This is a genomic window from Gordonia sp. LMA484 (assembly GCF_058129505.1).
Genome location: NZ_CM176700.1, coordinates 4,147,547 through 4,170,970, shown reverse-complemented (window position 1 = coordinate 4,170,970; position 23,424 = coordinate 4,147,547). Strand labels below are relative to the sequence as shown.

22 protein-coding genes are annotated in these 23,424 nt (G+C 65.2%); 12 read left to right on the top strand and 10 right to left on the bottom strand.

What is annotated here, in order from left to right:
• Nucleotides 1–56: 56 nt before the first annotated feature.
• The 3 genes from AC4AMJ_RS18430 to AC4AMJ_RS18420 all read right to left on the bottom strand — a co-directional run bounded on the left by AC4AMJ_RS18430 (nt 57) and on the right by AC4AMJ_RS18420 (nt 3,221).
• Nucleotides 57–1,529 (bottom strand): aldehyde dehydrogenase family protein, encoded by a 1,473-nt coding sequence (locus AC4AMJ_RS18430; protein ID WP_489899578.1) that lies wholly within the window; start codon nt 1,527–1,529, stop codon nt 57–59.
• Between the two features lie 34 nt (nt 1,530–1,563).
• Nucleotides 1,564–2,397 (bottom strand): mycofactocin-coupled SDR family oxidoreductase, encoded by an 834-nt coding sequence (locus AC4AMJ_RS18425; protein ID WP_489913775.1) that lies wholly within the window; start codon nt 2,395–2,397, stop codon nt 1,564–1,566.
• Between the two features lie 68 nt (nt 2,398–2,465).
• Nucleotides 2,466–3,221, bottom strand: a complete 756-nt coding sequence (locus AC4AMJ_RS18420; protein ID WP_489913773.1) for a carboxymuconolactone decarboxylase family protein — start codon at nt 3,219–3,221, stop codon at nt 2,466–2,468.
• 112 nt (nt 3,222–3,333) lie between these two features.
• Here AC4AMJ_RS18420 and AC4AMJ_RS18415 point away from each other — a divergent pair, with 112 nt between their 5' ends.
• The 3 genes from AC4AMJ_RS18415 (at nt 3,334) to AC4AMJ_RS18405 (ending at nt 5,296) form a co-directional block, all read left to right on the top strand.
• A complete protein-coding gene (locus AC4AMJ_RS18415) occupies nt 3,334–3,942 on the top strand; it encodes a TetR/AcrR family transcriptional regulator (protein ID WP_489899581.1) in 609 nt (202 codons plus the stop codon).
• A gap of 242 nt (nt 3,943–4,184) precedes the next feature.
• Complete coding sequence (locus AC4AMJ_RS18410) at nt 4,185–5,021, top strand: mycofactocin-coupled SDR family oxidoreductase (RefSeq protein WP_489899582.1); 837 nt, start codon at nt 4,185–4,187, stop codon at nt 5,019–5,021.
• 20 nt (nt 5,022–5,041) lie between these two features.
• A complete protein-coding gene (locus AC4AMJ_RS18405) occupies nt 5,042–5,296 on the top strand; it encodes a ferredoxin (RefSeq protein ID WP_489899583.1) in 255 nt (84 codons plus the stop codon).
• A 262-nt stretch (nt 5,297–5,558) separates the two neighbouring features.
• On the opposite strand, the gene AC4AMJ_RS18400 is transcribed toward AC4AMJ_RS18405, so the two are convergent.
• Genes AC4AMJ_RS18400 through AC4AMJ_RS18390 form a run of 3 tightly spaced genes read right to left on the bottom strand, consistent with a single transcriptional unit; the run spans nt 5,559 to nt 9,746 of the window.
• Nucleotides 5,559–6,989, bottom strand: coding sequence for a FadD3 family acyl-CoA ligase (locus AC4AMJ_RS18400; RefSeq protein WP_489913771.1), 1,431 nt, complete (start codon nt 6,987–6,989; stop codon nt 5,559–5,561).
• Nucleotides 6,986–8,167 carry an amidohydrolase family protein gene (locus AC4AMJ_RS18395; RefSeq protein WP_489899585.1) on the bottom strand — a complete coding sequence of 394 codons (1,182 nt, stop codon included), beginning with the start codon at nt 8,165–8,167 and terminating at the stop codon, nt 6,986–6,988. The genes AC4AMJ_RS18400 and AC4AMJ_RS18395 overlap by 4 nt, the downstream gene beginning before the upstream one ends.
• A gap of 40 nt (nt 8,168–8,207) precedes the next feature.
• Nucleotides 8,208–9,746 carry an AMP-binding protein gene (locus AC4AMJ_RS18390; protein WP_489913769.1) on the bottom strand — a complete coding sequence of 513 codons (1,539 nt, stop codon included), beginning with the start codon at nt 9,744–9,746 and terminating at the stop codon, nt 8,208–8,210.
• A 124-nt stretch (nt 9,747–9,870) separates the two neighbouring features.
• Between AC4AMJ_RS18390 and AC4AMJ_RS18385 the strand changes: the two genes are divergently transcribed.
• Genes AC4AMJ_RS18385 through AC4AMJ_RS18375 form a run of 3 tightly spaced genes read left to right on the top strand, consistent with a single transcriptional unit; the run spans nt 9,871 to nt 12,106 of the window.
• On the top strand, nt 9,871–10,587 hold the full coding sequence (locus tag AC4AMJ_RS18385; RefSeq protein ID WP_489899587.1) for an enoyl-CoA hydratase/isomerase family protein: 717 nt from the start codon (nt 9,871–9,873) through the stop codon (nt 10,585–10,587).
• Nucleotides 10,588–10,591: 4 nt separating this feature from the next.
• On the top strand, nt 10,592–11,533 hold the full coding sequence (locus tag AC4AMJ_RS18380; protein WP_489913767.1) for an NAD(P)-dependent oxidoreductase: 942 nt from the start codon (nt 10,592–10,594) through the stop codon (nt 11,531–11,533).
• 51 nt (nt 11,534–11,584) lie between these two features.
• Nucleotides 11,585–12,106, top strand: coding sequence for a DoxX family protein (locus AC4AMJ_RS18375; protein WP_489899589.1), 522 nt, complete (start codon nt 11,585–11,587; stop codon nt 12,104–12,106).
• A gap of 275 nt (nt 12,107–12,381) precedes the next feature.
• Here AC4AMJ_RS18375 and AC4AMJ_RS18370 read toward each other — a convergent pair whose 3' ends face one another.
• Entirely contained in the window at nt 12,382–13,890 is a 1,509-nt protein-coding gene (locus AC4AMJ_RS18370) for a glutamate-cysteine ligase family protein (RefSeq protein ID WP_489913765.1), read from the bottom strand.
• 16 nt (nt 13,891–13,906) lie between these two features.
• Here AC4AMJ_RS18370 and AC4AMJ_RS18365 point away from each other — a divergent pair, with 16 nt between their 5' ends.
• The 4 genes from AC4AMJ_RS18365 to AC4AMJ_RS18350 all read left to right on the top strand — a co-directional run bounded on the left by AC4AMJ_RS18365 (nt 13,907) and on the right by AC4AMJ_RS18350 (nt 18,061).
• A complete protein-coding gene (locus tag AC4AMJ_RS18365; RefSeq protein ID WP_489918462.1) occupies nt 13,907–14,320 on the top strand; it encodes a sterol carrier family protein in 414 nt (137 codons plus the stop codon).
• Between the two features lie 172 nt (nt 14,321–14,492).
• Entirely contained in the window at nt 14,493–16,070 is a 1,578-nt protein-coding gene (purF, locus tag AC4AMJ_RS18360) for an amidophosphoribosyltransferase (protein ID WP_489913763.1), read from the top strand.
• Between the two features lie 179 nt (nt 16,071–16,249).
• A complete protein-coding gene (purM, locus tag AC4AMJ_RS18355; RefSeq protein ID WP_489913761.1) occupies nt 16,250–17,371 on the top strand; it encodes a phosphoribosylformylglycinamidine cyclo-ligase in 1,122 nt (373 codons plus the stop codon).
• A 93-nt stretch (nt 17,372–17,464) separates the two neighbouring features.
• Nucleotides 17,465–18,061 (top strand): hypothetical protein, encoded by a 597-nt coding sequence (locus AC4AMJ_RS18350; protein ID WP_489913759.1) that lies wholly within the window; start codon nt 17,465–17,467, stop codon nt 18,059–18,061.
• 211 nt (nt 18,062–18,272) lie between these two features.
• Here the strand turns inward: AC4AMJ_RS18350 and AC4AMJ_RS18345 are convergent, their stop codons facing one another.
• From AC4AMJ_RS18345 to ygfZ, 3 genes are all read right to left on the bottom strand, one after another.
• Nucleotides 18,273–18,449 (bottom strand): DUF3073 domain-containing protein, encoded by a 177-nt coding sequence (locus AC4AMJ_RS18345; protein ID WP_489899594.1) that lies wholly within the window; start codon nt 18,447–18,449, stop codon nt 18,273–18,275.
• A gap of 167 nt (nt 18,450–18,616) precedes the next feature.
• Nucleotides 18,617–19,267: an MOSC domain-containing protein gene (locus AC4AMJ_RS18340; RefSeq protein ID WP_489913757.1), complete on the bottom strand. Its 651-nt coding sequence runs from the start codon at nt 19,265–19,267 to the stop codon at nt 18,617–18,619.
• Nucleotides 19,268–19,320: 53 nt separating this feature from the next.
• On the bottom strand, nt 19,321–20,505 hold the full coding sequence (gene ygfZ / locus AC4AMJ_RS18335) for a CAF17-like 4Fe-4S cluster assembly/insertion protein YgfZ (protein WP_489899597.1): 1,185 nt from the start codon (nt 20,503–20,505) through the stop codon (nt 19,321–19,323).
• 229 nt (nt 20,506–20,734) lie between these two features.
• Here ygfZ and AC4AMJ_RS18330 point away from each other — a divergent pair, with 229 nt between their 5' ends.
• Complete coding sequence (locus AC4AMJ_RS18330) at nt 20,735–21,601, top strand: aminodeoxychorismate lyase (RefSeq protein ID WP_489913755.1); 867 nt, start codon at nt 20,735–20,737, stop codon at nt 21,599–21,601.
• A gap of 255 nt (nt 21,602–21,856) precedes the next feature.
• Nucleotides 21,857–23,413 (top strand): cytochrome ubiquinol oxidase subunit I, encoded by a 1,557-nt coding sequence (locus AC4AMJ_RS18325; protein ID WP_489899599.1) that lies wholly within the window; start codon nt 21,857–21,859, stop codon nt 23,411–23,413.
• The last annotated feature ends 11 nt before the right edge of the window (nt 23,414–23,424 follow it).

Below are 23,424 nucleotides of genomic sequence, written 5' to 3'. Positions count from 1 at the left end.
AGCAGGGCTGAGTTTGTGAATAGAGCTGATTACCAATACCCGCGTGGACTCGACCGTTAGAGGCCGATGCGAGTGTTCTTCACCTGCTGGAACTCGTGCAGGCCCTCGATACCGCCGGACCGTGCGGTCCCGCTCTTTTTGAAACCGCCGTACGGGCCTTGCGGAGAGATGTCGCTGTTTCTGTTGATCCAGACGGATCCCGATTGCAGCGCGCGTGACATGGCGTGTGCCCGACTGAGATCTGCCGTCTGGACATAGGCATTGAGGCCGTAGTCGGTGTCGTTGGCGATCGAGATCGCTTCGTCATCATCGCGGAACCGCATGACGGACACCACCGGTCCGAAGGTTTCGGTGCCCGCGAGAGATGACCGGTTGTCGACATCGGAAAAGACCGTGGGTTCAATGTAGTAGCCATCGCGCAGCTCTCCGCCGATGCGACGACCACCGGTGACGAGAGTGCCGTCCCCGTCGCGAACCGCGCCATCGATGACACCCAGGATGCGACGCATTGCCGGCTCGCTGACGACTGGGCCCACCATGACGTCGGGATCGAACGGATCCCCGATCGGTGCAGAATCCAACACCGCCAGGAAGCGTTGCATGAACTCGTCGTGGACATCGTTGTGCACCAGGATGCGGCTGCCACACGCACAGCTTTGTCCCGATTGTCCGAGGGGGCCCTGCCACGCCGCGAGAATCGCCGCCTGGTCGAGGTCGGCATCAGCGAAGATGATGTTTGCCGACTTCCCGCCGAGTTCGGTGGCGACAGGCGTGAGGTTGGCCGCAGCGGCGATCAATACTTCGCGTGCGGTGGTGCCGCCGCCGGTGAAGTGAATCTTGCTGATCCCCGGATGTGTAACCAGCGCGCGTCCACCATCAGGATCCGACGGCAACACGTTGACCAATCCGCGCGGTAATCCTGCCTCGAGGCAGATCTCGCCGAACCGCAATGCGCTGAAGGGCGACAGCTCGGATGGCTTGAGTATCACCGCGTTTCCCGCGGCGAGCGCTGGTGCAACACTCAGGCCGACGACCACCATGGGCCCGTTCCACGGTGCGATGACGCCGACCACGCCGTAGGGCTCACGCTCGATGAGGTTGAGGTCGAACTTGGCGGAGACCTGCGATGCTGCGCCGTGCGCTTTGTCGACGTGGCCCGCGTAGTACCGGATGAAGCTTTCCGCGAGCATGGCGTGCCCCGGAGCGGTACGCAGGGGCACCGCGAAATCATGGATGCTCAGTCGGCCAAGTGTGTCGATGTTGTCGTGCACCGCGTCGGCCAGATCGAACAAGACATCGCGGCGCCGTCCGATCGGCATCGACATCCATTCGCGTTGCGCCTCCCGCCCGGACGCGACAGCGCGATCGACTTCATCCTGCCCGGCGAGGGCGATGGTGGCGTTGGGCTTACCGGTGGCCGGGTAGATGTGGTCGTGGGTGCCTGCCGATGTCGCACTGACACTTTCGCCACCGATCAGTAGGCCGGTGGGCAGCACGTCGGAGTCACGTTGCTCGAGTGCGACACTCATGATTGCCCTCTGTTCTGGGGAGCCGTACCGAGCGTCATCGGACAGTGAATCCCGCGTCGAGCGCCCACTGTGTCCCGGTGATGAACTTTGCCTCGTCGGATACCAGATATGCGACTGCGCCGGCGACATCTTCGGGTTCGAGCATCTGAATCGGCAGTGCATTCTGCATTCCGGAGATGGTGTTCGCTCCACCGGCGGCTGCCTGCGCCATCAGTTGCTGCATCGCGTCGTTGAGCGTCATCCCGCTGGCCACGCCCGTCGGGTGGATCGTATTGACTCGAATCCATTCCGGTGCCAAGTAATTGGCAAGTCCTTGCATCAGCGCGACCACACCTCGCTTGGCGGAGGCGTAGGCGTTCCCGCTCGCGTTGATGGAGGCGGATGCCTTGATGCCGGCCGAGGAGCTTGTGATGACGATTGACCCACCGCGGCCGCCCTCGCGCAACGCCGGTAAGGCCGCTCGAATGGTGTAGAAGACGCCGGTGAGGTTGGTGTCGATGACATCGTTCCATTCCGCGAGGAAGTTCTCCGGATCCTCGGGTCCCATCTTGATGATGCCGGCGTTGGCGATGATGATGTCGACTCGGCCGAACTCGCGGTAACCCTCCTGGAACGCGGCCGACAGCGCATCGAAGTCGCGGACGTCTGCCATTCGCGTTACGATCCGACGTCCCTCCTTCTCGACCAGGCGAGCGGTCTCGTCGAGATCTTCGGCCGAAGAGTTCGGATAGGTCATCGAGGGGATGTTCTCGCAGATATCCACAGCGATGATGTCCGCGCCTTCTTGGGCGAGGCGTACGGCGTGCGCGCGCCCCTGGCCGCGTGCTGCTCCCGTGATGAACGCAACGCGTCCGTCCAGTCCTGACATGGTGTTGTCCTCTTTCGTACAGGCGGCCGAGGGCCGTGGCGATGTGATGAGACGATCAGGTAGTTCGCTCAGGGATGGATGCGCGCCCAGGCGTCTTCGCTGGCACCGTGCAGGGCTTCGGCTTTGGCGAACCCCGAATACGCGGCGAGTTGCAGGACGACCTCGTCCATCTCAGACTTGGTGATGTCACCGGACTCCAGGGCCGAGCCGGTGTGTGAATGCAGGGGTGTCAGCGCGTCGCAGACGGCGACAGATGCGACAGTGATGAATCGACGGTCGCGACGACTGAGCTCCGGTCGTTGCCAGACGTGGCCGAATACGAAGTTGAGGATTCCGGCATGGATGTAGGGCGTATCCGCTCCGGGTGCATCGATCAGATTAACTGAGGCGAATTCTTTTGCACCATCAGCGATTCGGGCATCCCAGTCGGTGATCCCGAGGCTCGAGTTCTCGGGTTTGCGTAGTTGTCCGGTTCCGCCGGCCTCGCGATCGATCGCCGCCCAGGCGCGCCGGATCACTCCCTCCATGTGCGAAGCCTTTGGCCAACCGTTGTATACAGCGAAGTGGAGAACGAACTCGAGCATCTCGTCGATGGTCATGTCGCCGCTGCGCAGCGCCTGGTCGACCTGATCTTCTATCGGTCGTGGGGCGTCTGCGGCACCCACGCATGTCAGCGTCACCCAGCGACGTTCACGCCGCCCCAATCCAGGCCGGGTCCAGACCTGGCCGTCAAGCCAGTCGTGTCGTGCCTGTTCAAACGGTGTTAGGACTGCTGGGGTGTTGGTGCTCTGGACGTCGCAGGAGTCTAGGGAACCGCGGGTCATGTGATCCACCTCTCAGTTCAGGTGTCTGAATATTAAGTCGACAGACCTAATTTGTCTATGGTTTGATTGATTTATGCCGACAGATGGCCGATCCGCCAAGGAGCGACTGATAGTGACCGCGGAGCGGCTCTACGCGCGCCATGGACTCGACGGAGTTCCGTTGCGGCAGATATCAGTTGAGGCGGGTACGTCGAACAAGTCGGCTGTTCAATACCACTTCGGTTCCAAGGAGGCGTTGGTCACGGCGGTTCTGGCAAACCGGGTCGATGACCTTGACCGCCGGCGGGCTCTGCTGTTCGCGCGAGCCAACCTGGAGGACCTGCGCGCTGTTGTCGAGGCGCATCATCTGCCGCTTATCGAGCTCGGCGAGGATGAAAACTGCTACTACCTGCAGTTCATCGAACAGCTCGGAAATAGCCTGCATCCGTTGCATCAGTTGCCCGCTGCAAACCGGCAGACCGAGCAGGCGTACTACGACCGCGTCGGAGCGCTGCTGGATGGTGTGCCCGACGAGCTACGCGAGATCCGGATCAAACAGGCCAGTGCGATGTGCGTGCACGCATGCGTCGACCGGCATCGAACGAAGGCGCTCGGCGAGCCAGTGCCCAGCTACGCGGTGCATGTGAGTCAATTGCTCGACAGTCTTGTTGCGCTGCTGTCGGTTCAGCCGTCACCTGAAACCCTGCAGGCCCTGGAGGTAGTTGCGGCACAGGGTCTTTAACGCGTGCTGTAGTAACGAGTTCGAATCGTGTGCTGGTGTATCCGGGCTAAGCCTGGATTGCGAGGCGATCGTGGTTTATGAAAACAGTTTATTGCCAATGGGTTTCAGGGCACTCGGCTGTTGACACCGGATGTGACCCGTGTAACACTTCTGAACAGGCGTTCGGTATCTGTGCCGACGCGGTGCGAACCCGGCTGGGGCGCAACTCAATCAAATCACGAATTTAGAAAGTTGGTAGATCAATGGCTGGTCGTATGGAGGGTAAGGTCGCGTTTGTGACCGGCGCTGCGCGTGGGCAGGGGCGAAGCCACGCGGTGCGGCTGGCGGAAGAGGGAGCCGACATCATTGCGGTGGACATCTGTGGTGCGGTCACGAATGACACCTCGATCGCCCCGTCGACTCCCGAGGACCTCGCTGAGACGGTGGAGTTGGTCAAGCAGCAGAATCGGCGGATCATCGCATCCGAGGTAGACGTCCGCAACTACGACGCTGTGAAGGCGGCGCTCGACAACGGTGTTGAGCAGCTCGGCCATCTCGATGTCATCGTGGCCAATGCCGGGATCGGAAACGGGGGTGAGACGCTCGACAAAACCAGCGAGACCGACTGGCAGGATATGATCGACGTCAATCTCTCGGGTGTCTGGAAGACCGTGAAAGCGGGTGTTCCCCATCTTCTTTCAGCTGGCGGCGGATCGATTGTCCTGACCAGCTCGGTTGGTGGGATGAAAGCCTATCCGAATACCGGCCACTACATCGCAGCCAAGCACGGTGTCATCGGACTGATGCGCAGCTTCGCGGTCGAGCTTGGAGCCCAGTCGATTCGAGTCAACTCGGTCCTCCCCACGAATGTGAATACGCCGATGTTCATGAACGAGGGGACCATGCAGATGTTCCGTCCGGACCTCGAGGCTCCGGGGCCGGAGGATCTCAAGGTTGTCGCACAAATGATGCATGTGCTGCCGACCGGCTGGGTGGAACCTCGCGACATCAGTAACGCGGTGTTGTTCCTCGCATCCGATGAGTCCCGATTCGTCACGGGACTCCCCCTGGCCGTGGACGCCGGCAGCTTGCTGAAGTAGACGGCGTCGGCGGCTGCTCTATGAGCACGCCCGATACGAGTGTCCATGAAGATCCGGAGGAGACCGTTGTGACCGAGGATGAACTGCGCGTTGACGTGGACAGGGGATTGTGTGAGGGTCATGGCCTGTGCGCGCTGCTCGCACCCGATGTGTTCGAAGTCGGCGACGATGATGTCGCGGTGTGGGAAGAGCGTCCACCGGAGCGGACGCACGACTCGGTTCGAGCGGCGGTGAGCGCGTGTCCGCGACAAGCGATCTCTCTGAGTTCGGAGTAGTGATAAGCGTCAACCGGGCGGTCTCGGTAAATGCCTTGGGCGGCAAGGGAGTCCAGTAGGACATCGCTGCCGCGGCACCGTGCTGTGCTGAGGTCGAGCCGCTGGGAAGCGCGTGATTGGTGAGCGGGTTGCGTTGGCGGGCGGGCGATCTCGATACGCCGACTCGCTGCCGCTCGCCGGCTACTCGATCAGCGGGGGGATCGCTGGCTACTCGGTCGGCGGGTGGGGGTGGCTCCTCGATCGGCGGGTGGGGTGGATGGGGTCAGCGCAGAAGATCCTTCATCACCTTGCCGGTGGCGTTCGTCGGGAGGTGATCGAGGAAGGCGATCGACCTCGGGGCCTTGAACCCGGCCATCCGTGTTCGGCTCCACGAGATCAACTCGTCCTCCGAGATCACCGATCGCGCAACGACGAATGCCTTCCCGACCTGTCCGAGACGCTCGTCCGGCACCCCGATCACCGCTACCTGCTCGACCGCGGGGTGCTCGAGCAGGTAGCTCTCGATCTCCGCGGGATAGGCATTGAAGCCGCCGACGATGAACATGTCCTTCTTGCGCCCGACGATGCGGAGTCGGCCGCCGTCGGTCATCTCGCCGAGATCGCCGGTCCGTAGCCAGCCATCCGTGTCCATGACGGCGGCGGTCGCCTCCGGGTCGTCGAGATACCCCTGCATGACGTTGTACCCACGGATGAGTACCTCGCCGTCATCGGCGATGCGGATCTCGATGTCGTCGCACGGCTTTCCGACGGTCGTCGCGATCTGTTCAAAGGTGTCGCCGGGTCGGGACGCGGTCACCGTGCCGGCTTCCGTGAGTCCGTAGCCCGTCATGATGGTCTCGAAGGGGAGGTCGCGCTTGATGCGACGGATGAGATCGACGGGGATGTCGGCAGACCCGGTGACCGCCGCACGCAACGACGAGAGGTCCCGTGATCCGTCGGTCGCGGACAGCAGCGATTGGTACAGGGTCGGTGGCCCCGGCAGCATGGTGATCTTCTCGGTCTCGACCATCTCGAGCACGCCATCCACATTGAGGGTGGCCATGGGATAGATCGTCGCACCGCGTAGGAAGGATGCGATGACACCGGCCTTGTACCCGAACATGTGGAAGAACGGGTTGACGATCAGGTAGCGGTCGCCTTGACGCAGGTCGGCGAGGTCGCACCATTCGGCGAAGAGGCGTAGAACCTGCTGGTGATTCATCATGACACCTTTCGGGCGCCCTGTGGTGCCCGAGGTGTACATGATGTCGGCGATGTCCGAGCCGGACACCTTTGACTCGAAAGGTGTTCCGCTCGAGAGGAAATCGCTCTTGATGTCGATGACGCGGATTCCTGCGGGCGCGTCGAAGTCGAGCCCCAGAAAGTCCTTCTGGACCAACACGGCCCTGGCGCCGCTGCGGATGAGGATGTCCGCGGCCTCATCGTGCTTGTAGCGTGTGTTGACCGGAACGAGTATGGCGCCGGCGGTCAACAGCCCGAAGGCGGCGATGATCCATTCGGCTGAGTTCGGTGCCCAGATCGCGACACGATCGCCCTTGTCGATCCCGATGTCAGCGAATGCGCCTGCTGCACAGCGGATGCGCTGGACTGCCTCGCGAAAGGTCAAGCGCATAGAGCCGTCGACGACCGCTTCGGCATCACCGAAGCGGTCGTCGGACGAGAGGACCATCTCGGGGATGGTCTGCCAGCTCATACCTTGAGCAGCCGCGCCAAGTTGCCGCCCATCACGAGCTTCTGGTCCTCGAGCGGCAGATGCTCGATGTGGCTGATGTAGGTGGTGGGCTCGGCCAGCCCTTCGGGATGCGGATAGTCCGAACCGAACAGCACCCGCTCGGCACCGATGAGTGCGGTGAGCTTGCTGAAGTCCTCTTCCCAGAAAGGACTGACGTGGATGCTCTTCTTGATCGCGGCCACCGGGTCCTGCATGCCGAACCCCTCCGGCGCCTTCTTGTAGACGTCGGTCAGGGTCTGTAGGACGTGCGGTAGCCAGCTGGCGCCGTTCTCGATCACGGCGATCCGCAGCTCCGGGAAGCGGAAGAGGGCACCGTGGCACACCCACGAGGCCACCGCGTCCTGGATCGGCCGCCACTCACTGACCATCCGGAACGCGTTGGTCACGAACGGCAGCATCTCGGTGCCGGTGCCGTCCCAATCCTGGTTGTAGCGGGCATAACCACTGTCGGAGGAGTGCTGCGTGACGAGCACGTCGAGTTCCACGACACGCTTCCAGAACGGGTCGAATTCCGGCAGGGCAAAAGAGCGCGGTCCCTTGAAACCGGGGACCGGTGCCGGACGCACCAGGATCGCCTTGGCGCCGCGCTCAACACACCACTCGAGTTCCTCGATCGCCTTGTCCACGATCGGCAGGCTGATGACCGGAACGGTGAAGATCCGCTCCTTGTAGTTGAACGACCAGTTCTCATACAGCCATTGGTTGAGCGAGTGGACCACGGCGTGGATGAGCTCGGGATCGTGTCGCATCCGCTCCTCGACCAGGCTGGCGAGCGTCGGGAACATCAGGGTCCGGTCGATCTTGAGCTCGTCCATCAACTCCAGACGCGGAGCCGGCTCACGGAACGCGGGCGGCGACTTGATCGGCTTGCCGAAGATCTCGCGCTTGCTCTTGCCCTCGGGGTTGCCGTTCTTGAAGTAGTCCTCCATGGCGCCCGGGCGGGCGACGACGTCGAACGTCGGGTTGGGGATGTACTCGCTGATCTGACCCTGGATGGCGATCTTGGTGCGGCCCTCCACCTCGACGTACTGGATGGCCTTCTTGTACTTGTCGGGCAGGAACTTGGTGAGTGCCTCCTTCGTCTCGTACAGATGGTTGTCCGCGTCGAACAGCGGGTAAGGCAGCTGGCTTGGTGACATATGAAACTCTCCTTTGCTACTTGCGAGAATACTATTCTCTTCACCGGTTACTAGCAATGTCCTCGCGGATGCGAAACTTCTGGATCTTGCCACTAGCGGTCCGCGGGAAGTCGTCGACCACATGGATCTCCTCCGGCCACTTCTGCTTCGCCAGCCCCACGTCGGCGAAGTGTCGGCGGAGGTCGTCCAGCGTCGGTGCGGTGTGTCCGGCGGTGATGCGTACGACGGCGGCGGCGCGCTCGCCGAGGCGGTCGTCGGGCGCTGCGACGACGACCGCATCGGCCACCTCGTCCATGCCGAGGAGAACCTCCTCGACCTCCAGCGCGCTGATGTTCTCGCCGCCGCGGATGATGATGTCGGACTTGCGATCCGTGATCTTGAGATAGCCGTCCTCGTCGATCACCCCGATGTCGCCGGTGTGGTACCAGCCGGCGTCGTCGAACATCCGGTTGGTGAGGTCGGAATCGGTGTAGCCGATGCAGAGATCTGGTCCGCGACTGAGGATTTCGCCGTCATCAGCCAGCTTGACCTCGACTCCGGGCAGCGGACGGCCATCGGTGTGCAGTCGCTTGTCCTCGGGTGCGTCATACAGCGATCCGGTGATCGACGGATGTTCGGTGCTTCCGTACGAGCGGAAGACGGTGATTCCGAGGTCGGCGAGCCGTGTGGTCACCGCGCTCGGGACCGACGAGCCACCGAGGCCGGCGTATTTCATCGACGGAAGATGTTCGGGCGTGAAGTCGGGGTGCTCGAGGAGGCTGGTCATGTAGTAGGTGGCGCCGCCCCCGACGGTCAGATCCGCCGACAGCATGAGGTCGAGGGCCTGTCCGGGATCCCAGACGTCGGTGAGGTTGATGTCGGTGCCGTCGAGCACCGGGATCAGGAATGCATTGATCATGCCGATGAAATGACCGACGGGTGCCGCGGTGAGTTGATGACCTCGATCGGGCGGATACCACTGGGCGAGCTGGCGTGTCTCATGGACCAGTGAATAGTGATTGTGCAGAACGCCTTTCGGGTTTCTCGTGGTGCCGGAGGTGAATGCGACCAGTGCAGGTGCGGCCGGGTCCACGGGCAGGGTGTCGGGCATCGGTTCGTCGGCGAGCAGCTCGTCGAAGTCGCGGTCGATGACGCCGACGATGGGGACGTCGGCGCAGACCGAGAGGTCGTACTCGAGTCGTCCGAAGCGCTCCGCGGTGATGAACACCGTCGGCGAGACCTCCTCGAGGATGTAGGAGACCTCCTTGCGGCCGTAGAAGTGCACGATCGGCACGACCGCTGCACCAAGGAAGGCCGGCGCCCAGAACGTGGCGGCGGCCTCCATCCAGTTCGGCAACTGGAAGGCGACGACGTCTCCCGGTCCGACTCCGCGGGCACGCAAACCGGCGGCGAGACGCCGGGCGACGTGTTCCACCTCGGCGAATGTGCCTGCCCACGGGCGCACAGACGAGTGGATGCGGAATGCGGTGTCGGGCGACTCCCGCAGTCCCTGTGAGAGGAGGTCGCCGACCGTGTCGGTGGTCCACCAGCCGTTGGCGATGTACTTCTCGGCCAGTTCGACCGGTACCTGCCTGGTCATGAATCCCCCATGGGTCTGACCGGGGCGGCGCTCCGATGCATCGACGTCGACCCCGGATTGGATGATGATATTGTTCTCTTGAAACGAGAATAGCAATCTCACTAGTGGAGAGCGAGCGATTTTCATGGTGAAGTTGGAGACGGTCGATGGGCTGGCCGTGATCACGATCGACCGCCCGGAGGCGCGCAACGCCATCGCGCCGTCGACGATGGACGAGCTCGACGAGGCCATCGATGCGGCGGCCGGCGCCCGGGCGCTCGCTATCACCGGTGGGGGCGACCGCGTGTTCGTGTCCGGGGGTGATCTGAAGGAGCTCGCGAAGCTGCGGACGCTCGACGATGCCCGCGCGATGGCCTGGCGTATGCGCACGATCTGTCAACGTCTCGTCGACTTCCCGGCGCCGGTCATCGCGGCGCTCAACGGTCACGCCCTCGGTGGCGGTGCGGAGTTCGCCACGGCTGCCGACATCCGACTCGCCGCCGATGACATCAAGATCGGCTTCAACCAGTCGACGCTGGCCATCATGCCCGCGTGGGGTGGCGCCGAGCGGCTGGCCGCGCTCGTGGGCCGACCGCGGGCACTGCTTCTCGCGGGGAGCGGGCAGTTGCTGTCGGCGACCGACGCGCGGGGGTGCGGCTTGATCGACGAGGTCTTCCCGCGCGACACCTTCGACCATGACTGGCGTGCGGTCGCCGAGTCACTCGCCTCGGCCCCGGCGGCCGGGATCAAGAAGGTGATCAATGGTGCGACGGCTGACGAGGCGGTGCACGAGTTCGCCGAACTCTGGGTGGCCGAGGAGCATTGGGCGGCTGCCGATCGGGTCATGAAGCGATCCAGGTGATCCCGTGGAGAACAAGCAAGACCGCGGAGGGATGATGACCGACCGCCCGCCGCTCCCGGGGCGTCGAGTGGCGATGGTCGGCCTCGGCGCGATGGGCTCGCCGATCGCCGCGAACTTCGCGGCCGCCGGCCAGCCCCTTGTCGTCGCAGATGCCGATCCCGTTGCGACCCAACGCTTTGTCGGCGAGCATTCGACGGCGATCACGGGGGAGCCGGGCGACTGCGACATCGTCGTGCTCTCGTTGCCGACCAGTGATGTTGTCGAGGACGTCGTCCTCGGTGCGAAAGGGTTGCTCCGTTCTCTCGCGCCGGGATCGATCATCGTCGACATGAGTTCGAGCGTCCCCTCACGCACTCGAGCACTCGCCGAGACAGCGTCAGAGTCGGGGGTGGCGCTTCTCGATGCCCCGGTCAGCGGCGGGGTGTCCCGGGCGGTCGCCGCCGATCTGGCGGTGATGGTCGGTGGGGAGAAGGGCTCCATCGAGACCGTGCGACCACTCCTGTCAACGACCGCGCGGGAGATCATTCACGTGGGTCCGGCCGGAAGCGCCCATGCCGCAAAGGCGTTGAACAATCTGCTCTCCGCGACGGGGCTGTTCGCGGCGGCCGAAGTCCTTGTCGCCGGCGCGAAGTTCGGGATCGACCCGGAGACACTGCTGGCCGTGCTGAATGCGAGTAGCGGCCGCAATCAGGCGACGGAGACGAAGTTCGGTGCCTTCGTGCTGAGTCGGCGATTTGATTCCGGATTCACGGCGTCACTGATGAACAAGGACGTCGGTATCGCGCTCGACTTCGCGCGCGAGTGCGGGGTGGACCTCGAGGTGGGGTCGGCGCTCGGTCGGGCGTGGGCGTCGGCCCTTGCTGAGCTCGGACCTCGTGCGGATCAAACCGAGGTGGTCCGGGTGCTCGAGCGGGCCGCGGGGGTGGAACTCCGTTCCGAGACCTGATCTCATGGCCAGACATGCCCGATGACGTTCAACGCTGAGAGGTACACAACGATGAAGAGCCCGTTCACCCGACCGTCGACCGACAACACAGCAGTTCAACTGCTGCTGCGCGCGGCCATAGGCGGAACGATGATCGCCCATGGTGTCAAGCACGGGCGCAGCCTCGACGGCACGGCGGGCTGGTTCGGTTCGCTCGGTTTCAAACAGCCCAAACTGCAGGCGCAGGCATCAGCCGTGGTCGAGGTCGGCGCCGGTAGCGCCATCCTCGCCGGGGCGGGCACACCCGTGGCGGCCTCCGCCGTCGTCGGGACGATGGCCGTGGCCGCTCGTTCGGTGCACCTGCCGAACGGTTTCTTCATCACGTCCGAGGGCTGGGAGTACGTCGCGAACCTATCGGTGGCGGCCATAGCACTGGCTGCCCTCGGACCGGGACGTTTCAGCGTGGACCGGAAGCTCGGACTCGACTCCAAACTGACCGGCAACAAGGCCGCGGCTGTGGCCGCCGGTCTCGGACTCGCCGCCGCGGGCGCACAACTCGCGGCGTTTCATCGGCCGCAGGGCAACACCGCATAGGCCCGTTCGGTGTCCGCGCGGGGCTTGTGTCGGCCCTTCGTGACGCATCGCTCGTTCCTCGCGAGGCTCCTCAAGGGCCGGTGGTGGGGACGCATCGCTCGTTCCTCGCGAGGCTCCTCAGGGACCGGGTGGGGACGCATTCGCATGCTCGCTCAACCCCCGATCCCTGAGGAGGCCCGGAGCGCAAGCGGAGGGCCGTCACGAAGGGCCCTTCGTGACGCATCGCTCGTTCCTCGCGAGGTTTCCTCAGAGACCGGGTGGTGACGCTTCGTTGCTCAGATCGGCCAGGTGTGGACCGGCTCGCCCTCGTGCATGAGGTCGACGTAATCGCCGAGCATCCCGCGCAGAGCGGTGGACCGGTCGTCGCCGGCGTCCTCACGTGCCAGAACGGCCTTGCGCTGCCACACCGAGCCGGTCTGCCGGGTGATGCACCGGCCCTCGATGACGGAGAGATAGCGGGAGCGTGCCTTGCCCGACACTCCGTAGGCCTGCAGGCCGGTGTCGGCCACGGTGAGCAACCGGCGCAACGTCAGTTCGTCGGGACGCACCCAGCCGACGTTCGGCCAGTAGAGCTGCGCTTCGAGTCCGGCCCGCGCCCCGGAGTGCAGGTTCTCGGCGGCGGCGTTGAACGACATCTGCGACCAGAGCGGTCGGTCGGAGTCGACGAGCCCACGGACCACGCCGTAGTAGAACGCGGCGTTGGCCATCGTGTCGACCACCGTGGGACCTGCCGGCAGGACGCGGTTCTCCACCCGCAGGTGTGCGTGTCCGTCCACGACGTCGTACACCGGACGATTCCAGCGGTAGACGGTGCCGTTGTGGAGTCGCAACTCGTCGAGCGCCGGGGTGCGGCCCCCATCGAGTTCGTCGATCGGATCGATGTCGGTCGACACCGGCAACAGGGCAGGGAAGTAGCGGGTGTTCTCCTCGAACAGATCGAAGATGGTGTTGATCCAGCGCTCACCGAACCACACCCGGGGCCGGACACCCTGATTCTTCAGTTCGAGCGGGCGGGTGTCGGTGGCCTGCTCGAAGACCGGGATGCGGCTCTCGTGCCACAGCGCCGTCCCGGCGAGGAACGGTGAGTTGCCGGCCAGCGCCACCTGTATGCCGGCGATGCTCTGCGCGGCATTCCAATGGGCGGCGAAGTCTTCCGGCGCCACGCGCAGATGCAGCTGGAGCGAGGTGCAGGCGGCCTCGGGGAGGATCGAGTCGGTGGTGGTGTGCAGTCGCTCGGTGGGGTGGTCGTCACCCAGCGGGACGCCGCTGATGTCGATCTCGATGTCCTCGCCGCGGGCGGCGAAGATCTGCTGGTTCAACAGGTCGTAGCGTGGATTGGCCGAGATCCAGTGGTGGGCGAAGTGCTCAGCGCTCAGGGTGGGCAGCATGCCGATCATCACGAGGTGGTTGTCGGTGCTCGCGGCGCGTTGCTCGGCGCGGTTGAGTGACGTACGCAGCGCCTGTTCGAGGGAGATGGTGTCGTCGGTCACGAACGGGCGCGGCGACACGTTGATCTCGATGTTGAACTGCCCGAGTTCGGTCTGATAGTCGGGGTCCGCGATCGCGTCGAGGACGGTGGCGTTGGCCATCGCCGGATTCATGTCGTCGTCGACGAGAATGAGTTCGACTTCCATCCCCAACAGCGGCTCCGGCGGCTTCCCCTGATCGGTGAACAAGCCGTCGGAGAGCATCCGCGCGATCGCCTCGGTGCCACGGCTTACCTGCCTGCGGAACCGCACCCGGTCATCACCGGTGAACTCCCGTTTTGCCACGTCGGTTCCCATGAACCAATGGTGCATGATGGTCGACGTGGCAGCGCGCAAACCGATCGATCCGGCCCAGGTGCGTGACGCCGTGATCGCGGTCGCGCCGTGGCTCCGGGATGACACCGTGCCGCAACCGTCGCGGACCGATCTGGCCGCCGCCGTCAGGCTCACCGCGCGAACGCTGGCGCAGCTCGCACCGGGCAACTCGGTGGAGGTCCGCGTGCCTCCGTTCGTGGCCGTGCAGTGCATCCCGGGTCCGCGGCACACCCGGGGCACACCACCGAATGTGCTCGAGATGAATCCGCGGGAGTGGCTGTTGCTCGCGACCGGGCTGGAGAGTTTCGACGACGCTGTCGCGAACGGGCGGCTCAGCGCGTCGGGCCACCGTGCGCCCGCCGTCGCGGAGCTGTTGCCGATCGTCCCGGTCGGTCCGCAAGCCCAGGAATGACGGGGGTGTCCCTGCGTGCCGCCCGGGTGGGATTGCTCACACGCCGGAATAGCTCGGGCCGCCGCGCCGCTACATGTTTCGCACTGAATGGCTACCGGCCGGTACGCTGGGGTTATCTCCCCATCCACCAACGTGTTGTCATGTTTTCTCGCAGCCCCAGGGAGCGCACCGGATGACCGACTTGTCGATCAACAGCAAAAACCTACTCGCTCCCTCGCCGGCCCGCGGTACGGCACACATCTCCGATGAACCCGAGAATGAACCGCGCGAAGAATGCGGTGTATTCGGTGTCTGGGCGCCCGGTGAGGACGTCGCCAAGCTCTCGTACTACGGGCTCTACGCGCTGCAGCATCGGGGACAGGAAGCCGCGGGTATCGCTGTCGGCGACGGGTCGCAGGTGCTGGTCTTCAAGGATCTCGGCCTGGTGAGTCAGGTTTTCGACGAGCAGACGCTCGGCGCGATGTCCGGTCACGTCGCGATCGGGCACTGCCGTTACTCCACCACGGGTTCGACGACGTGGGAGAACTCCCAGCCGATCTTCCGGAACACCGACGCAGGCACCGGTGTCGCTCTCGGTCACAACGGCAACCTGGTCAACACCGCCGATCTCGCCAGTCGGGCCCGCGCCCTCGGGGTGATGAGCACGGCCGCGACGTCGGACTCGGATCTCGTCGGCGCCCTGCTGGCCCACGGCGCCGCCGACAGCACCATCGAGCAGGCCGCGATGGAACTGCTGCCGCTGCTGCGCGGCGCGTTCTGCCTGACCTTCATGGACGAGCACACGCTGTACGCGGCTCGCGACCCCCACGGGGTGCGGCCGCTCTCTCTGGGCCGACTCGACCGTGGCTGGGTGGTGGCGTCCGAGACCGCCGCCCTCGACATCGTCGGCGCGTCGTTCGTCCGCGACATCGAACCCGGCGAACTCCTCGCCATCGACGCCGACGGCGTGCGCAGCTCGCGGTTCGCCGAGCCCCAGCCCAAGGGCTGTGTCTTCGAATACGTCTATCTCGCCCGGCCCGATAGCGTCATCCACGGCCGCTCGGTGCACTCGACCCGCGTGGAGATCGGGCGTCGGCTCGCCCGGGAGCACCCGGCCGACGGCGACCTCGTGATCCCGGTGCCCGAGTCCGGCACCCCGGCCGCGGTCGGTTTCGCCCAGGAATCGGGCATCCCGTACGGACAAGGCCTGATGAAGAACGCCTACGTCGGGCGGACCTTCATCCAGCCGTCGCAGACCATTCGCCAGCTGGGCATCCGACTCAAACTCAATCCGCTCCGTGAAGTGATCCGGGGCAAGCGCCTGGTCGTCGTCGACGACTCGATCGTCCGCGGCAACACCCAGCGCGCATTGATCCGGATGCTGCGCGAGGCCGGTGCGGCCGAGGTGCACGTCCGTATCGCGTCCAGTCCGGTTCGCTGGCCCTGCTTCTACGGAATCGACTTCGCGTCGCCGGCCGAGCTGATCGCCAATGGCATGGAGTCCGAAGAGGGCATGGTCGACGGTGTTCGGCAGGCCATCGGGGCGGACTCACTCGGCTACATCAGCATCGACGAGATGATCGCGGCCACCGACCAGCAGGCGGAGAACCTCTGCGCGGCGTGTTTCGACGGCCAATACCCGATCGAACTGCCGAGGGAGACCTCGATGGGTAAGGCGGTCCTCGAACAGATGCTCGCCAGCGCCGCCGCGGACGGGCGCGATCCGCTCGCCGCGCCCAACGACAACGTCAGCGCCGTGATGCGGCCCTGATCGTCCGCGTGCCGACCCACACCGGACAGTACAGCCGCACCGCGGTCGGGTAGCGTATTCGCCGTCGGGACTCGTGCGCGAACGTCAGAACGCGAGTTGCTGACGGCATGCGACGACGGAGCCTCCGATCACCCGGAGATCCGACCACCTGGACTTTTCGACAAGGGGTGCTCAGCTAGATGACCGATCGGGATTCGGCTGCCGACAGTCAGGCCGACCTTCACGAAGGCGCCGACGGCGGTATCTCCTACGCGGCGGCCGGCGTCGACATCGATGCCGGTGAGCGCGCGGTCGAACTCTTTGCGCCACACGCCAAGCGGGCCTCACGCCCCGAGGTGATGGGTGGCCTGGGCGGTTTCTCCGGTCTGTTCGCCCTCAAGGGCAACTACCGCGAGCCGGTGCTCGCCGCGGCCAGCGACGGCGTCGGCACCAAGCTCGCCATCGCGCAGGCGATGAACAAGCACGACACGGTGGGCCGCGATCTCGTCGCGATGTGCGTGGACGATCTCGTCGTCTGCGGGGCCGAGCCGCTCTTTCTGCAGGACTACGTCGCCGTCGGCAAGGTGGTGCCCGAGACCGTCGCCCAGATCGTTGCCGGTATCGCCGACGGCTGCGTCGACGCGGGCTGCGCATTGCTCGGCGGTGAGACCGCCGAACACCCGGGTCTGATGGACGAGGACCACTACGACCTGTCGGCCACCGCCGTCGGTGTGGTGGAGGCCGACCAGTTGCTGTCGCCGGAAAAGGTACGGCCCGGCGACGTGGTGATCGCCATGGGGTCGTCGGGTCTGCATTCCAACGGCTATTCGCTGGCCCGCAAGGTTCTCCTCGAATGGGGTCATATGGACCTGAACGGCCACGTCGAGGAATTCGGTCGTTCCCTCGGCGAGGAACTACTCGAACCGACCCGGATCTACGCGCGCGACTGTCTCGCCCTGGCGGCGGAGACCGACGTACGCACCTTCGCCCACATCACCGGGGGCGGCCTGGCCGAGAATCTCGCGCGGGTGATCCCGGCGGGGCTGGTCGCCGAGATCGAACGTGAGACCTGGACGCCCGCACCTGTCTTCGCGCTGATCGCGCAACGGGGCCGAGTCGCACGCGAAGAGATGGAACGCACCTTCAACATGGGCGTCGGGATGGTGGCCGTCGTCGCCCCGGAGGACACCGAGCGTGCCCAGGCGGTGCTGACCGCCCGCCATGTCGACAACTGGGTGTTGGGCTCGATCAAACGGTCCTCCGAGCCCAAGAACCACGAACTTCCGCGCGTCGTGCTGTCGGGGGAGCATCCCCGCTTCTGACGGTCCACATCGGGCCTTTTGCCTCTCGCCGACCTGCCGCGGTCGAGGTTCACTGAGTGAGGGAGATCCTCGCCCGGAGAGAGAGGCATCGTCATGGGCGCATCGACAGGCCAGATCGATAGGGTGCAACACCTTCCTGCGCGCCGAGGACTCGGTGATGTCGCGCGGTGCATCGCGGCGACCATCCAACTGCTGGGGGCCCGGCGGGTACCCCTCCCGGACGACAACGTCGACCGGACCATCCGGTTCGCGGACGGCACGTCTGGCCGCGTCTATCGCGAGACCGTCCTGGACACCGACGATGTCGCCGATCCGGTCACCCTGATCGTCGGTTTCCGGCTGCGCTGGATCGGGTCGAACCGGTTCGCCCACGCGGTGTTCCGCGTCGAGAGCATGCTCAACACACCGCTCTTCGTCGGGTTTCCCGGGTTCGTGTCGAAGCTGTGGATCGCAGACGACGGCCACAACCTGTATCGCGGCATCTACACGTGGGACGGCGAAGAGCTCGCACGCGCGTACGTTCGCGCCTTGTGGTGGCCGCTGGCCCTGGTGAGTGAACGCAGCAGCATCTGCTTCCACGTCGTACCCGGTGCAGGTCGCGATCAGACGTTGTCGGATCTCGATCCCGGCTTCGGCGCCCAGGAATGGTGGCGACCGACTTCTGCAGGGTCCGAGCGCAATCCGGGGTAGGTGTGGGGCATCCTCGACCGAAAGCGCGCCGACGACAGACGGACAGCGCCTTGCGGCGAGGCCACACCGGTCTTCACCGGGGTAGCGCACAACCACACCTGAGCACCCACCGTAGGGCGATGCCCGTGGTCTGGCTCAGGTGTGGTTTGCGTAGATGCGCGCCGATGATCGGCGCGGGAGGAACGAGGGTGTTGCCGACGTCGCTAGGGCGTCAGGCTCGACGCCACTCGTCCTCGTCGGCCCACTCGTCGACCGGATCCCGGCGATCCGGCGAGTCATCCGACCCGGACAGCTCGCGCTGCAAGCTGTCGAAGTCGGTGTTCGGAGTGGAGTACTTCAGCTGACGAGCAACCTTCGTCTGCTTTGCTTTCGCCCGGCCGCGGCCCATATGGGACCCCCTCGCACAATGACGGGGCGGCCAAACACTTGGCGGCCCCGTTCTCTAGTTAGTCAATCTGTCGTGGCACCAGTTTAGCGCGCTCGTTCAGATAATGCGGATCGCCCTGCCGAGCGTGGCGCGACCAGCGGAAAAACATCCCACCGGAGCGCGCCAGGTCACATCCGCGCCAGTTTTCGCGACGCCTCGCGGCGAACCTTCGGCGCCAGGCCGTCGGCGCCCAGCAGCACCGACAAAGCGTTCGCATCCGCGTCCGTACCGGGGAGGAGATGCCGCACCTTCACACCATGCGCGGGGCGGTGTACTACCTGGACCCTATCGCCGGGTGCGACCGTTCCGGGTGTGAGAACGCGCAGGTAGGAGCCGGTATCGGCGCGGTCCATGAACCGTTTGACCCACTGCGGCTCGCCCGCCCACGAGGCGAAGGTGCGGCAGGGCGTGCGTGGAATCGTCGTCTCCACCTGCAGGCCGTCGTCGCCGATCGTCCAGCGTTCGCCGACCACGGCATCGGTGATCGGCATGCCGTCGACGCGGAGGTTCTCGCCGAACCAGCCGAACGGCAGGTCACGGCCGAGTTCGTCCGCCCAGCGCCGTGCCTCGGCTTCGCTGTAGGCGTAAACCGCCTGGTCGATGCCGCCGTGATGCTTGGTGTCGACCACGTGATCGGGCTTCAGTCCCAGTTCACCCACCGCCACGCGGCCCGGTTGAGGACGTTTGTCGATGCCACTGGCGCCGATGTTCTCGAGGATCACATCATCGGTCGCCGCGCAGACGGCCAACACGACGCCGTGACTTGATGAGTTGGTCACCATTCCGCGAAATCCTTCAATCGCTCCCTGAGGAATCTCGCGAGAGTCGCTCCTCACGAACCGGCCACCCCGCCGTGACGGAGCCGCTCGACGGCGGCCCGGCCGGCCTGTACATGGTCTTCGGTGTGGACCGAGTCGGGATCGATACGTGCGCTCACCGGCTCGTCGCCGTCGACGAGCAGATCGATATCCGGCCCCACCGACCGTTTCACCAGCGCCAGCGCAATCGGTCCGAGTTCGAAGTGATCGACCACGGTCCCGACCCGGCCGACCGTGCGGCCGCCGGCGGTCACCGGGTCCCCGGGAGCCGGCCGATGGTCAGTGCTGCCGTCGAGTTGCAACAACACGAGACGACGGGGCGATTTGCCGAGATTGTGCACCCGCGCGACGGTTTCCTGTCCGCGGTAGCACCCCTTGTCGAGGTGGACCGCACCCTGGGCCTCCGGCCCGCCGATCCAGTTCACCTCGTGGGGGATGGTCCGTTCGTCGGTGTCGACACCCAGTCGCGGGCGCAGGGCCGCGACCCGCAGGGCGTCGTAGGCCCAGGTCCCGGCCATCCGCGCGCCCGCCTCGGTCAGCTGGGTCCACCAGGCATCCACCGTGTAGTCGGGCACGACGAGATCGACCACGGGCAGACGTGCACCGTCGCCGATCCCGGGCATGATGCGCCAGAAACCGAGCGGTTCGTCCTCGTGATGCAGTTCGGGGAGGCTGCCGGCCGCGTAGACCGGCGCGTCGGGATCGAGCTCCAACAGCTCGGCGATCCGGCCATGCCGGACGTCGGGTCCGACGAGTGTCAGCACCGTCATGTCAGGGCGCGCGGCCGGCTCGACCTTGGCCCAGAACACCATCTTGGTGAGGAAGTCGAGCAGTGGCTTGCCACGGCCTCCCTCACAGTCGATCCAGGTGATGCCGTCGATGTCGGTCATGACGAAGTGTTCTTCGACACGGCCGTTGGCATCCAGGGACAGGTTCTCGGCGCTGGTGCGGTCGGCCAGCGATGCGACATGCTGGCTGGAGATCGTGTGCAGCCAGGTCAGGCGCTCGGCGCCGGGCAGTTCCATCACTGCACGGTCGGAGCGGTCGATGATCGCGACCGAACGCTCGGCGGTGCGTTGTTCACCGAGCGGGTCGCCGTAATGCCATGCCACGCCGACGAGCTGATCGTCGTCGGCGGCAAGGGGTCCGGGGACGGCGCCCTGAGTGGAATACCTGGTCAGAATGGGCGACGCGGTCACAGGTTGATTCTACGGGTCGGGAGGAGAGTTGCGTTCGCCCACGCCCGGGGCATCGGGTTGTGGTTTGCTCGGCGGGGCTGGGTGTCCGTCGACGGCGGCTACCTGTAGATGCACTGCGGCGGCGGGCTGGAGCTCCGCTGATCTGCCCGGATCTGACGTCGCCACCGTTCGTTGGGCCGACGTCTGTCGGTCCCGGGTGCGCGGGTGTCGCTGCTCTAGCCTGGAAACCATGGCAGCCCAGATCTTGGTGTCCCTCGACGGCACGGTGCACGACCCCGACGTCCCGTTCCTGCACGCCGACGACCTGGCGGCGTTGCGCGGAGACGGGGTGTTCGAAACCCTTCTCATCCGGTCCGGACGAACCCGGAAGATCGCCGCGCACCTCGACCGGCTCGGGCGTAGCGCCGAGATGATGGAACTGCCCGAACCCGATCGTGATGCGTGGCTCGCGGCGATCGCGATCGCCGAGAAACAGTGGACGGCCGACCACCAGGACGCCGAGGCATGGCTGCGTCTGATCTACAGCCGGGGCCGCGAGAGCGCGCCGGATTCCGGTCCGACCGCCTACGTCATGGTCGGCCCCGTCGCCGAGCGCGTCGCCTCCGCGCGCGCTGACGGTGTGTCCGTGGTGACGCTGGAACGCGGGTACTCCACCGATCTCGCCGCCACGGCTCCGTGGCAGCTCCTCGGCGCCAAGACGCTCAGTTACGCGACCAACATGGCGGCCTTGCGGCACGCGGCGGCCAACGGCTACGACGACGTCATCTACCTCAGCAGCGAGGGCTCGGTCCTCGAAGGGCCACGCTCGACCGTTGTTGCGGTCACGGGGAAGACGCTGGTCACGCCGCCGGCCGAGGCGGGCATCCTGCCGGGTACCACCCAGCGGGCCGTGTTCGAGACCGCAGCGGCAGAAGGGTGGACGACCAAGATCGAGCCGATCCGGCGAGCGGATCTGATTGCGGCGGACTCGGTGTGGCTGATCAGCAGCGTTGCGCTGGCCGCCCGGGTGACCTCGCTGAACCGCTATGTCATGCCAGTCGCGTCGGGTCACGACGAATTCGCGGATTTGGTGGACCGCGCCATTTGCGTTGACTGACAATTGGCTCGGCGGACGGCACGCTCCGAGTGCTCCGGTGACTCGGACGCCGACCCCGCCGCCGTCGAGATCCACCCCACAATTACATACCGAGTGCGATGATGACTTTGGTTGGTTGTACCGAACCGTTGATGCAGCGTAGCGTGGTCCACAATCGACTACTACCGTCAGTAGTAGTCGGGGTTCGGCAAGAAGTTCCCCAGATCGGTCCGGCCGTGTATCGCAGCCCGATACACCGACTCTGACAGAGGCGACATGGACGCTCTTGATGTGTCCCGATGGCAATTCGGGATCACCACCGTCTATCACTTCGTGCTGGTGCCGTTGACCATCGGCCTCGCGCCGATGATCGCGGTGATGCAGACGGTCTGGCACGTGACCGGCAACGAGCAATGGCTGCGTGCCACGAAGTTCTTCGGCAAGCTGTTCCTGATCAACTTCGCGCTCGGCGTGGCCACGGGCATCGTCCAGGAGTTCCAGTTCGGCATGAACTGGAGCGAGTACAGCCGATATGTCGCCGACGTCTTCGGTGCCCCACTGGCTCTCGAAGCGCTGGTCGCCTTCTTCCTCGAGTCCACCTTCATCGGTCTGTGGATCTTCGGTTGGGGGCGCCTGCCGCGTCGAGTCCATCTCGCATGCATCTGGCTGGCGGCGATCGGCGTGAACGCGTCGGCGTACTTCATCATCGCGGCGAACTCGTGGATGCAGCACCCGGTCGGCGTCGTCTGGGATGAGGAGCGCGGCAGGCCGAGGATGAACGATGTCGTCGCGGTGCTCACCAACAACACCACGCTCGCGGCCTTCCCCCACGTCATCGCGGGTGCGTTCCTCACCGCGGGAACCTGTGTCGCCGCGGTCGGTTGCTGGTGGATGGCCCGGAACATGTGGCGCGCCAAGCAGCTTCGCGAGGCGATCGAGACCGGCGACACGTCGGGCATGCCGAAGACCACGTCGCCCAGCCAGATCGACGCCACACCGGAGGACCTCGAGCGCGACGCCCGCCAATTGTGGCGTCCGGTGACCAGATTCGCGCTGTGGGTCACGCTGGTGTCCGGCGTCGCGCTGTTCATCACGGGTGACATCCAGGCCGAGATCATGTTCAAGCAGCAACCGATGAAGATGGCCTCCGCCGAGTCTCTGTGTGAAACCACCACCGGCGCTCCCTTCTCGGTACTCGCCATCGGGCGGCAGAACAACTGCGACAACATCACCGAGGTCATCGAGATACCGAACATGTTGTCGTTCCTGGCGAACCGTGACATCCACAGCACCGTGCAGGGCGTCAACGAATTGCAGGCGCAGTATCAGGAGCAGTTCGACATGCCGGGGCAGAACTTCGCCCCGAACCTCTTCGTCACCTACTGGGGCTTCCGCGCGATGATCACCTGGGCACTCGGCTCGGCCGTCGTCGCGTTGGGCGGCTTGTGGCTGACCCGTAAGAAGCGGGTGGTCGAGTCCCGACGGTTCGGGTTGCTGGCGTTGTGGATGATCCCGACCCCGTTCCTCGCCAACAGTTCCGGCTGGATCTTCACCGAGATGGGCCGTCAGCCGTGGGTCGTGGTACCGAACTGGGCCGACGACCTCGATCCGCTGCGCATCCACATGCTGGTCCAGGACGGGGTGTCGAATCACGTCGCGGCGACGGTCTGGGTGACGCTGATCGGTTTCACCCTGCTCTATGGTGCGCTCGGCGTGGTCTGGTTCCTGCTCCAGCGTCGCTACGTCATCGAGGGCCCGGCCACCTACGACGCGATACCACCGGACGAGCCGTCGGACACCGATGAGCCCAAACAACTCTCGTTCGCGTACTGAGGAGGCCTCCG

Bases quoted from the DNA above. Each gene is read 5' to 3' on its own strand.
- AC4AMJ_RS18410 (WP_489899582.1), top strand. From the start codon at position 4,185: ATGGCTGGTCGTATGGAGGGTAAGGTCGCGTTTGTGACCGGCGCTGCG.
- AC4AMJ_RS18390 (WP_489913769.1), bottom strand. From the start codon at position 9,746: ATGACCAGGCAGGTACCGGTCGAACTGGCCGAGAAGTACATCGCCAAC.
- purF (WP_489913763.1), top strand. From the start codon at position 14,493: ATGACCGACTTGTCGATCAACAGCAAAAACCTACTCGCTCCCTCGCCG.
- AC4AMJ_RS18425 (WP_489913775.1), bottom strand. From the start codon at position 2,397: ATGTCAGGACTGGACGGACGCGTTGCGTTCATCACGGGAGCAGCACGC.
- AC4AMJ_RS18420 (WP_489913773.1), bottom strand. From the start codon at position 3,221: ATGACCCGCGGTTCCCTAGACTCCTGCGACGTCCAGAGCACCAACACC.
- AC4AMJ_RS18405 (WP_489899583.1), top strand. From the start codon at position 5,042: ATGAGCACGCCCGATACGAGTGTCCATGAAGATCCGGAGGAGACCGTT.
- AC4AMJ_RS18325 (WP_489899599.1), top strand. From the start codon at position 21,857: ATGGACGCTCTTGATGTGTCCCGATGGCAATTCGGGATCACCACCGTC.
- AC4AMJ_RS18375 (WP_489899589.1), top strand. From the start codon at position 11,585: ATGAAGAGCCCGTTCACCCGACCGTCGACCGACAACACAGCAGTTCAA.
- AC4AMJ_RS18395 (WP_489899585.1), bottom strand. From the start codon at position 8,167: ATGTCACCAAGCCAGCTGCCTTACCCGCTGTTCGACGCGGACAACCAT.
- AC4AMJ_RS18345 (WP_489899594.1), bottom strand. From the start codon at position 18,449: ATGGGCCGCGGCCGGGCGAAAGCAAAGCAGACGAAGGTTGCTCGTCAG.
- AC4AMJ_RS18370 (WP_489913765.1), bottom strand. From the start codon at position 13,890: ATGGGAACCGACGTGGCAAAACGGGAGTTCACCGGTGATGACCGGGTG.
- AC4AMJ_RS18385 (WP_489899587.1), top strand. From the start codon at position 9,871: ATGGTGAAGTTGGAGACGGTCGATGGGCTGGCCGTGATCACGATCGAC.
- AC4AMJ_RS18430 (WP_489899578.1), bottom strand. From the start codon at position 1,529: ATGAGTGTCGCACTCGAGCAACGTGACTCCGACGTGCTGCCCACCGGC.
- AC4AMJ_RS18365 (WP_489918462.1), top strand. From the start codon at position 13,907: ATGGTCGACGTGGCAGCGCGCAAACCGATCGATCCGGCCCAGGTGCGT.
- AC4AMJ_RS18350 (WP_489913759.1), top strand. From the start codon at position 17,465: ATGGGCGCATCGACAGGCCAGATCGATAGGGTGCAACACCTTCCTGCG.
- purM (WP_489913761.1), top strand. From the start codon at position 16,250: ATGACCGATCGGGATTCGGCTGCCGACAGTCAGGCCGACCTTCACGAA.
- AC4AMJ_RS18400 (WP_489913771.1), bottom strand. From the start codon at position 6,989: ATGAGCTGGCAGACCATCCCCGAGATGGTCCTCTCGTCCGACGACCGC.
- AC4AMJ_RS18330 (WP_489913755.1), top strand. From the start codon at position 20,735: ATGGCAGCCCAGATCTTGGTGTCCCTCGACGGCACGGTGCACGACCCC.